Source organism: Acidisoma sp. L85, assembly GCF_009765865.1.
Classification (GTDB): Bacteria; Pseudomonadota; Alphaproteobacteria; order Acetobacterales; family Acetobacteraceae; genus Acidisoma.
The window spans coordinates 82,530-91,763 of record NZ_LMUQ01000084.1; the positions used below are offsets into that span (position 1 = coordinate 82,530).

The 9,234-nt window shown below is 66.9% G+C and carries 9 protein-coding genes; 4 read left to right on the plus strand and 5 right to left on the minus strand.

Going from position 1 to position 9,234, the window contains the following annotated elements:
- Positions 1-54: 54 nt before the first annotated feature.
- The 3 genes from GSQ83_RS28230 to fabI form a co-directional block, all read right to left on the minus strand.
- Positions 55-1,311: a hypothetical protein gene (locus tag GSQ83_RS28230; RefSeq protein WP_158806293.1), complete on the minus strand. Its 1,257-nt coding sequence runs from the start codon at positions 1,309-1,311 to the stop codon at positions 55-57.
- A 68-nt stretch (positions 1,312-1,379) separates the two neighbouring features.
- Complete coding sequence (aroC, locus tag GSQ83_RS28235; RefSeq protein ID WP_158806295.1) at positions 1,380-2,468, minus strand: chorismate synthase; 1,089 nt, start codon at positions 2,466-2,468, stop codon at positions 1,380-1,382.
- 10 nt (positions 2,469-2,478) lie between these two features.
- The gene (gene fabI, locus GSQ83_RS28240) at positions 2,479-3,321 is read right to left on the minus strand and encodes an enoyl-ACP reductase FabI (RefSeq protein ID WP_158806297.1); all 843 of its coding nucleotides are present in this window, start codon (positions 3,319-3,321) and stop codon (positions 2,479-2,481) included.
- A gap of 54 nt (positions 3,322-3,375) precedes the next feature.
- Between fabI and pdxH the strand changes: the two genes are divergently transcribed.
- Positions 3,376-4,098, plus strand: a complete 723-nt coding sequence (gene pdxH, locus GSQ83_RS28245; protein ID WP_256367267.1) for a pyridoxamine 5'-phosphate oxidase — start codon at positions 3,376-3,378, stop codon at positions 4,096-4,098.
- Positions 4,099-4,147: 49 nt separating this feature from the next.
- Positions 4,148-5,014, plus strand: coding sequence for a universal stress protein (locus GSQ83_RS28250; RefSeq protein ID WP_158806300.1), 867 nt, complete (start codon positions 4,148-4,150; stop codon positions 5,012-5,014).
- A gap of 206 nt (positions 5,015-5,220) precedes the next feature.
- Here the strand turns inward: GSQ83_RS28250 and GSQ83_RS28255 are convergent, their stop codons facing one another.
- Positions 5,221-5,880: a methyltransferase gene (locus GSQ83_RS28255; protein WP_371418092.1), complete on the minus strand. Its 660-nt coding sequence runs from the start codon at positions 5,878-5,880 to the stop codon at positions 5,221-5,223.
- On the minus strand, positions 5,877-6,776 hold the full coding sequence (ubiA, locus tag GSQ83_RS28260; protein ID WP_158806302.1) for a 4-hydroxybenzoate octaprenyltransferase: 900 nt from the start codon (positions 6,774-6,776) through the stop codon (positions 5,877-5,879). Before ubiA ends, GSQ83_RS28255 begins: the two co-directional genes overlap by 4 nt.
- On the opposite strand from ubiA, the gene GSQ83_RS28265 reads away from it, so the two are divergent.
- Complete coding sequence (locus GSQ83_RS28265) at positions 6,775-7,509, plus strand: 16S rRNA (uracil(1498)-N(3))-methyltransferase (protein WP_158806304.1); 735 nt, start codon at positions 6,775-6,777, stop codon at positions 7,507-7,509. The genes ubiA and GSQ83_RS28265 overlap by 2 nt on opposite strands.
- A 44-nt stretch (positions 7,510-7,553) precedes the next feature.
- On the plus strand, positions 7,554-8,915 hold the full coding sequence (locus tag GSQ83_RS28270) for a glutamate--cysteine ligase (RefSeq protein ID WP_158806305.1): 1,362 nt from the start codon (positions 7,554-7,556) through the stop codon (positions 8,913-8,915).
- Positions 8,916-9,234 lie beyond the last annotated feature (319 nt).

The following is a 9,234-nucleotide window of genomic DNA, read 5'->3' on the forward strand; positions in this document are numbered from 1 at the left end:
CTCCGCAAAGGTTCCGTAAATGCGCCGGGCGATCAGCGCCCCGACCAGAGTCTTTTAGTTGGAGGAAGCGATCGCCGCGGCGAGAGCCGGGTGCTTGGCGGCTGGGTGGCTCGGGTTGCGGAAACGGAGTTCGCCATCCGCCACGGCGTCTGAGCCTGTCAGGCCGAACATCTCCATCCGGCTATAGCAGGTGACGGCGGCCACCGCCGAAGCCCCGCCGCAGGTCATGAAGTGACGCGCTGCACCTTCGAGCTCCAGGCTCTCACGCAGGACACGCCATTCGTGGCGGTCGATATCCTCGAGAAACAGCGAGAGGATACCGGGCCGCGTGCCGGAGAGGCGGCTCGGCGCCAGCACGTCAAGGCGGCTATGGACGCTGCCGGCGATTTCGTTGCGTTTGCCGGCACGGGCCGCCATGGCCCAGACGCCGGCCGAGCAGCCGGCGACCGAGAGGTGTGCCTCCGGTCCGAATTCGTGACGCAGGCGGACGATGAGTCCTTCCTCGGTGGCCGTGGTGGCTGTCCCGGCGAGGGAAAGCGGTTCAAGGCGCAGCGTGGCATTGGGATCCTGATCCAGGCGATTGCCGCTTGCCAGCATGGTCTTGAGGCGGTCATGCAGCGAAGTGACCATCGCCGGCTCGGCATCCGTAAGGCCCCGCGTCAGGGTCATCTTGAGTAGGTAGCGGCCGGGGCGGCCTTCCAGCCAAGCCTTCAGATTGGCCTCGGCGAGGTCGCAGAAGCGCGCCCAGGCGACGCGGTGGATGTCTCGGCCGATTTCGGCGGAGACCGTGTCGCAGACGCATTCGGCTTCGACATCGTCGCGGCTCAGCAGCAGGTCGTAGGAGGCAAGCTCCTCGAGCTTCGCGTAGAACACCGAGAAGCCGCGTTCACGGTAGAGCGCGCCGGTTCGCAACAGGTGGAAGAGATCGATGAGGGTGTTGTCGTCTGACAGCGCCGCCTGAAGCCGTTCCCGCAGCCGCTCGCGACCTTCAGGCGTTAACTGTTTGGCGAGTGTGACGCATTCGGCGGCGATCAATGCGAGACGCGTCTCGGCCGCGGAGAGCGGCGGTTTGGTGCGCGACTCCGGACCGCGGTTTAGGAGGCGGTCAAGGGCGAGTTCCAGGGAATGCCGCTGGCGCAGCACGCTGCCCTGCCGGTTGGAGGCGGCGATGCGGGTTTGCAGCTCGGCCAGCCGCTCTCGCCACACCGGGGCGCCGACAATGCCCACGAAGTCGCTAAGATGCGCGAGTTCGGGGAGCGGGAAGGCGATCTCCGCTTCCCTCAGGTTTTTCGCCGGCAAGGTGCGTGTCATGGGCTCACGGAAACGAGAGGGGCAGGATTGCACCACACGCGAGGCAAAACACAGAATTGTTACGGCGTCTAGAGTCCTGAGGAATCTCCCACCTGAGCGCGATGCCGCAACAAATGATCGGCGAGCACGCAGGCCATCATCGCTTCGCCGACAGGTACGGCGCGAATGCCGACGCAGGGGTCGTGCCTGCCGCGAGTCATGATCTCGGTTTCCGCGCCGGTTTCATCGATGGTGCGGCGGGGCGTCAGGATCGAGCTGGTCGGTTTGACGGCGAAGCGGGCGATGATGGTCTGGCCGGTCGAGATGCCGCCCAGGATGCCGCCTGCATGGTTGGAGAGAAAGCTTGGCTCGCCATGCTCTCCGGCCCGGATTTCGTCGGCATTCGCTTCGCCTCGCAGCGCGGCCGCGGCGAAGCCGTCGCCAATTTCGACGCCCTTCACGGCGTTGATGCTCATGAGGGCGGCAGCCAGATCGGCGTCTAGCTTGCCATAAAGCGGGGCGCCGACACCGGCGGGAACGCCGTCGGCACGAATTTCGAGGACGGCGCCGATCGAGGATCCCTGCTTGCGGATCTCGCTCAACTCCGTCGCCCAGGCTTCCGCCGTCAGCGCGTCGGGGCAGAAGAAGGGGTTGCGTGTGACTTCCTCCCAGTCCCAGCGCGCCGCGTCGATGCCGTGCGCGCCCATGCGGATCATCGCGCCGCGGATGACGATGCGCTCGCCCAGGACCCGCCGCGCGATAGCACCGGCGGCGACGCGCATTGCAGTTTCTCGAGCGGAGGAGCGACCGCCGCCGCGATAATCGCGGATGCCGTATTTCGTCTGGTAGGTGAGATCCGCATGGCCCGGCCGGTAGCTGCGGGCGATGTTTCCGTAATCCTTGGAGCGCTGATCGACGTTCTGGATTTGCAGGGCGATCGGCGTGCCGGTGGTGCGGCCCTCGAAGACGCCGGAGAGGATTTGCACCTCGTCCGGCTCCTGGCGCTGGGTCGTGAAGCTGGATTGGCCGGGGCGGCGGCGATCCAGATAAGGCTGGATATCGGCCTCGGTCAGCGGCAGCAGCGGCGGGCAGCCATCCACCACGCAGCCGATCGCCGGACCGTGGCTTTCGCCCCAGGTCGTGACGCGGAACAGATGGCCGAAGGTGTTGTGCGACATTCCGCCGGGATCAGGCGGAAACGATGGCGATGTCGGGCGCGCGCGGATTCTTCATGCCGACGATGTGGTAGCCGCAATCGACGTGATGCACCTCGCCGGTAACGCCGGAGGCGAGATCGGACAGCAGATAGAGGCCCGAACCACCGACCTCCTCCGTGCCGACATTGCGCTCCAGCGGAGCGTTGAGTTCGTTCCACTTCAGGATGTAGCGGAAATCGCCGATGCCACTGGCGGCCAGCGTCTTGATCGGACCGGCGCTGATGGCGTTGACGCGGATCTGGCGCTCGCCGAGATCGGCCGCGAGGTAGCGCACCGAGGCCTCCAAAGCTGCCTTGGCGACGCCCATCACGTTGTAATGGGGCATCACGCGCTCGGCCCCGAGATAGGTGAGGGTCAGCATGGAGCCGCCCGCCTCCATCATCCGGGCGGCCCGCTGCGCGACGGCGACGAAGGAGTAACAGGAGATGTCGAGCGCTTGCAGGAAGGCCTGGCGCGGCGTGTCGATATAGTGGCCGCGCAGATAGGCTTTGTCGGCCCAGCCGATGGCATGGACCAGGAAGTCGATCTTCGGCCAGCTCTGGGCGATCTCGGCGAAGGTCGCATCGATGCTCGCGTCATCTCCGACATCGCAGGGTAGAACGATGGACGAGCCGACACTTTCGGCGAGCGGCCGCACACGTTTCTCCAAAGCCTCGCCCTGGTAGGTAAAGGCGATCTCCGCACCCTGCGCCGCGCAGGCATTGGCAATGCCCCAGGCGATCGAGCGGTCGTTAGCGACGCCCATGACGACACCGCGCTTGCCGGCCATGAGAGTGCCCTTCGCGGGACCCGCGGCAGAGGAATCGTCCGACATGCTGGACCCCCGAAGAAAGCTGATACGCGCCGTGACTAACGCAATCTGCGGCGTCTGGCACAGCCTACCCCTTACCGACAAGAGCAGGCTGGCCATGCAGCGGCCGCGCCGAGGCTTGGACTCGGGCCTCGGCCGTCGGTATGTAACCGGAAAGCCCGTAGGAATACCGACCGCATGTCGCTTTCGCCCACTCCGTCGACCGATCCTTTCACGCTCTTCGCGGAATGGATGGCGGATGCGCGCCGTACCGAGCCTAACGACCCCAATGCGATGACTCTGGCGACGGTGGGGGCGGATGGTGCGCCTGATGCGCGCATTGTGCTGCTCAAGGGGCAGGATTCGCGCGGCCTCGTCTTCTACACCAATTTCGAGAGCCGCAAGGGCGGCGAACTCGCGGCCGATTCGCGTGCCGCTTTGGTGTTTCACTGGAAGTCGCTGCAGCGGCAGGTGCGGGTCGAGGGCAAGGTCGCGCCCGTCTCGACGGACGAGGCCGATGCGTATTTCGTGTCTCGTCCCAGGCTGTCCAAGATCGGTGCCTGGGCCTCCGACCAGTCGCGGCCGCTGGCCGATCGGTCGGAGCTGGAGCGGCGGCTGGCGGAGGCGGAGGCGCGGTTTCCCGGCGACGATGTAGCGCGACCGCCGCATTGGTCCGGGTTCCGGCTGGTGCCGCAGCGTTTTGAGTTCTGGCGAGAGATGCCTTACCGCTTGCATGATCGCCTGGTTCTGACCCGGACCGGCGAAGCTGGGGACTGGGTGCCGAGCCGCCTTTTCCCGTAAGCCGGCGCTATACTGCCGCCTGCCCGCACCGACGGAACGGACAAACGCCATGCCCATTCGCAAGCTGATTCTGCTTCTCAACGAGACTTCCGCTGGCAAGGCGGCGCTGGATGCCGCGCTCGATACCGCGCGGATCTGGAACGCGCATCTGACGGTGCTGCATGTGCGGGTCGATGCGCGGGACGTGGCGCCCTTGGCGGGCGAGGGTCTCTCGGGCGCGATGATCGAGGATATGATGGTCGCGACCGAGAAGGAGAGCGCCACCCGCGCCCATGATGTGCGCGCGCTTTTCGAGCATTCGGTGGCACTCCACGGCGTGACGGTGGGTGAGCCTAGGCACGGACGGGAGCAGGCGACCGCGAGCTTTGTGTCCGTCGCCGGGCGGGAGGAGGAGATCATCGCGCAGCAGGCGCGGCTCTCCGATCTCGCGGTTATTCCGCATCCCGAGGCGGGGCAGGATGTTTCCTCCTCGGACGCGCTGCATGCGGTGCTGTTCGATTCGGGGCGGCCGGTACTGCTGTCTCCGGCGGTGCCGCCTAAGACTATTGGCACGCGGATTTGCGTGGGGTGGAACGGCACGGCGGAGTCTTCAGCGGCTGTGCAGGCGGCTTTGCCCTGGATGCACCGGGCTTCGGCCGTGCGGATTCTGACCTCAGAGGATTACCAGCGGCGCGGGCCGGAGGCGCCGGATCTGGCGGCTTACCTTGGGCTGCATGGGGTTGCGGCGGAGATCGCGACTTTCAGGCCGATCGATCGTTCGGTAGGTGCCGGGATGCTGGCGGCGGCGCGGGAGTTCGGCGCGGATCTGCTGTCGATGGGCGCCTATTCACATTCGCGGCTGCGCCAGCTCATCCTAGGCGGCGTTACCCGGCACATTCTGGAGAACGCGGATCTGCCGGTTTTGATGAGCCGGTAGGTCGGCGAGGCGGCTGCGCTGCCGCTGGGGCGGGATGTCTCTAGTCTGAACCGTCGCTATTTCCCCTCGTCATGCCCGGCGAAGGCCGAGCATCCACGTCTTTGCTTGCTTCACGAAGGCAAGACGTGGATGGCACGCCTTCGCGTGCCATGACGGATCTCTGGTTACGGTTCAACTCATCACGCCCGAGACCACCGAAGCTCGCGCTACACCAGCCGGTATACCGTCACCAATCGTTCGGTCCGGTCCTCCAATTCCATCGTAGTCGGCACGGCCATCTTGCAGACTGCCGCAACGCCCTCGCGCGGAAGGTAGGCGCGGCCGGGATCGGCGACCAGGACTTCGGCGCCATCGGCCGCCATCCGCCTCAGCCAGGGTAGGACATGGGCGGTCATCGGCCGCTCGTAACAGACGTCGCCACAGAGGATGACGTCCCAGCGGCAAAGGGCGCCCACCACGTCGCCGAGTTCCGCCGTTACCGTCACGCCGTTCGCCGCCGCGTTGAGACGGGTGGCGGCCACCGCCAAAGGGTCGATCTCGGCCGCTTCGACCGAGGCGGCGCCGGCCATGGCGCAGGCGATCGCCGCGAGGCCGCAGCCGGCGGCGAAATCGAGCACGCGGCGGCCTCGCACCATGGCGGGATCGTCCAGCACCATGCGCGCCAGCACCTGGCTGCCGGGCCAGGCGAAGGCCCAGAAGGGCGGTTCGATACCCTCGGCCTCGAGCCAGGCTTCGGTCGCTCGCCAGATCGGAGTGATTTCGGTCGCGAGGTGGAGCGCGACCTCGGGCACCAGCGGGGCGCGGTCCAAGACGGTGTGAGCGTGGAGGAAAGCCTCCGCGTCTCCGCTGAACGGCAGCTTCGTCACAAATACCCGAGGAGCAGGCAGGCGGCGACCGCGAGGCCGACGTCCCGGTTGCTCCTGAACAGAGCGAGGCAGAGTGCCGGGTCGTGCACGTCGAGCCGCATGATCTGCCGCGCGAGCAAGGCCGCCGGCAGAAGGAGGGCGGCATAGTAGAGGGGCGTGAGGGATGCGACGTATCCTGCCCCGGCCAGCAGCAAAATCACCGCCGCGTAGCAAACGCCAACGAAAGGGCGTGATTGCGTCGCGAAGAGCCGGGCGGTGGAGCGCACGCCGACCAAAGCGTCGTCCTCGCGGTCCTGATGCGCGTAAATCGTGTCATAGCCGAGGATCCAGAAGAAGGCGGCGCCATAAAGGGCGAGGGCCGCTTCGTTGAAATGGCCGGTGGCGGCGACGAAGCCGAGGGGCGCGCCGAAGCCGAAGGTGATGCCGAGCATCGCCTGTGGCCACCAAGTTACCCGCTTCGCCGCCGGATAGAGCGCCACCAGGATGAGCGAGGCGGCGCCCAGTTCCTGCGCCGAACGGTTCAGGCTGAGCAGGACGCCGAGGCCCAGCAGCAGCAGCAGCGCGAGGAAAATGCCGGCTTGCCGCATCGACAGCGCGCCCGAGGCGAGCGGTCGCCCAGCCGTGCGGGCGACTTGCCGGTCGATGTCCCGGTCCCACATGTCGTTGACGACGCAGCCTGCACTCCGCATCACTACGGACCCCAGCGCGAAGAGCAGGATGAGACGGATGGTCTCCCCCGTAGAAGCGCGACCGAGCAGAATGCTCCAGAGGCCAGGGAGGAACAGCAGCCAGGCGCCGATGGGACGATCCAGCCGGGCGAGCACCGCGTAGGGTGCGAGCCCCGCCGGCATTCGCGCGATCCAGCCGCCTCGGTCGATATCCGTATGCGCCGCCATGACCTCTAGTGACGCGACCGCCGACCTGCGGTCAATCCGGCTCTTCACCGACGCCGCCACGCTTTTCGAGGGGAGCGAGGTTGCGCTGGGCGAGCGGCATGCGCGCTACCTCGGCGCCGTGATGCGCCGTGCGCCGGGCGATACTCTGCGCGTGTTCGACGGGCGGCACGGCGAGTGGTCGGCGCGGATTAAGGCGATCGACAAGCGATCGGTGCGGCTGAGGGTGGTGGCGCTGTTGCGGGCGCAGGCGCCGGAACCGGACCTCTGGCTGCTGCTCTCCATCATCAAGCGCGATGCCTTCGAACTGGCCCTGGAGAAGGCGACCGAGCTTGGCGTTTCCGCGATCTTGCCGGTGATCACCGCGCGCAGCCAGCCCGGCCGCGCCAATCCCGAGAGGCTGCGGGCCATTGCCCTGGAAGCGGCTGAACAATGCGAGCGGCTGACCGTGCCGGACATCCATGCGCCGCTCCCGCTTGCGGAGGTGCTCGCGGGCTGGCAAAGCGAGCGTGTGCTGGTCGCGGCCATCGAGCGCAGCGATGCGCCGGCGCCGCCCCGGCTGGCCGGTCCCGCCGCTTTGCTGGTGGGTCCGGAAGGTGGCTTTGACCAACGGGAGCTTGACGCATTGCGCCGGCTTCCGTTTCTTCTTCCGGCTTCCCTCGGCCCGCGCATTCTGCGTGCAGAGACGGCCGCCATCGTGGGGCTCGCGCTGCTCCAGGCCGCCGACCGCGCATGATGCCGACGCCTTACCCGATCCACGACGCTTGAGCGGAACAGCCGATGTCCAACCCCGGCGAGGGCAACCTCACCCCGATCACCTCGACCCGGCAGCTGGCGGAGTATCTCGCCACCGGCTGCAAGCCGCGCGAGAAATTCAGCATCGGCACGGAGCACGAGAAATTCGGCTTCCGGCTGAGCGACCTCATGCCGCCGCCCTATGAGCCGCAGGGCATTCGCGCCACGCTGGAAGGCATCGCCGGGAATGGCTGGGAGCCGATCATCGACCAGGGCAAGCCGATCGGGCTGACCCGCAACGGCGCCTCCATCTCGCTGGAGCCGGCGGGCCAGTTCGAGCTGTCGGGCGGGCTTTGCCAGAACCTGCACCAAACCCATGCCGAACTCGACGCGCATCTGACGGAGCTGCGGCCGGTCGCCAAGGGACTTGGCCTCGGCTTCGCGCCCCTCGGGTTTCATCCGCTGGCGCGGCGCGAGGATATGCCGTGGATGCCGAAGGGCCGCTACGGGATCATGGAACGCTACATGCCCAAGGTCGGGACGCGCGGCCTCGACATGATGACGCGCACCTGCACGGTGCAGGTCAATCTCGATTTCAGCAGCGAGAGCGACATGGTGCGCAAGCTGCGCGTGGGCCTGGCGCTGCAGCCTTTCGCGACCGCGCTCTTCGCCAATTCGCCCTTCTATGAGGGCAAGCCGAACGGGATGATGAGCAACCGCGCGGCGGCCTGGCTGGATACGGATAACGCGCGGTCCGGCATTCCGGCGGTGGTCTTCGAGGATGGTTTTGGCTTCGAGCGCTTCGCCGAATTCGCGCTCGATGTGCCGATGTATTTTGTCTATCGCGAGGGGCGGTACATCGACGTTGCCGGCGCCTCGTTCCGCGAGTTCATGGCCGGGCGTCTGCCGGAGCTGGAAGGCGAGCGGCCGGTGCTTGGCGATTTCGCCGATCACCTCACGACGATTTTCACGGATGTCCGGCTGAAGCGCTTCATCGAGATGCGTGGCGCGGATGCCGGCACGCCGGAGATGATGGTGGCGCTGTCCGCCTTCTGGGTCGGGCTGCTTTACGATGACGCGGCCCTGACGGCGGCGGAAACGCTGGTCGCGGGACTGGACGCGGCGCAGCTCAATGCGGTGCGGGCCGAGGTGCCGGCTGCGGGGTTGTCCGCGGCGTGGCGGGAGGGGGCGTTGCGCGACATCGCAAAGCCGCTGATGGAGATCGCGCGGGATGGGTTGCGGGCGCGTGGTGCGGCCGATGCCAAGGGGCATGACGAGCGGCGGTATCTGGCGCCGTTGGAGGCGATCGCCGCCGGCGAGCCGACGCAGGCGGAGCATTGGCTGGCGCAATGGAGCGAGGCTTGGGGCAGCGATACGGCGCAGATTTTTGGCGAGGCGGCGGTTTAGGGCTCACAAATTCAAAGCACCAGGCTTTGCGGCGGCCGCGCTGAACTCGCGTATTCGACCCATCGATCTATTGGCAATGATGTGAGCTCACCTTGTGCTAGCGCGCAGGCGACAAAGCCGTCTATGTCCAGCATGAACCGAGGGAGCCGGTCATGGCCGAGATTCGACCCTCATACCCCATGGTCCGGGCTGGGTGGGCCTCGTCCATTGCCCTCGCGATGGTTTTCGCGGCGGTCGTCGGCGGGCCATCCGTCGCGCGTGCCGACTGGGGATTCACCCATTGGGGCATGACACCGGAGCAGGTCGTCAGTGCGTCGGG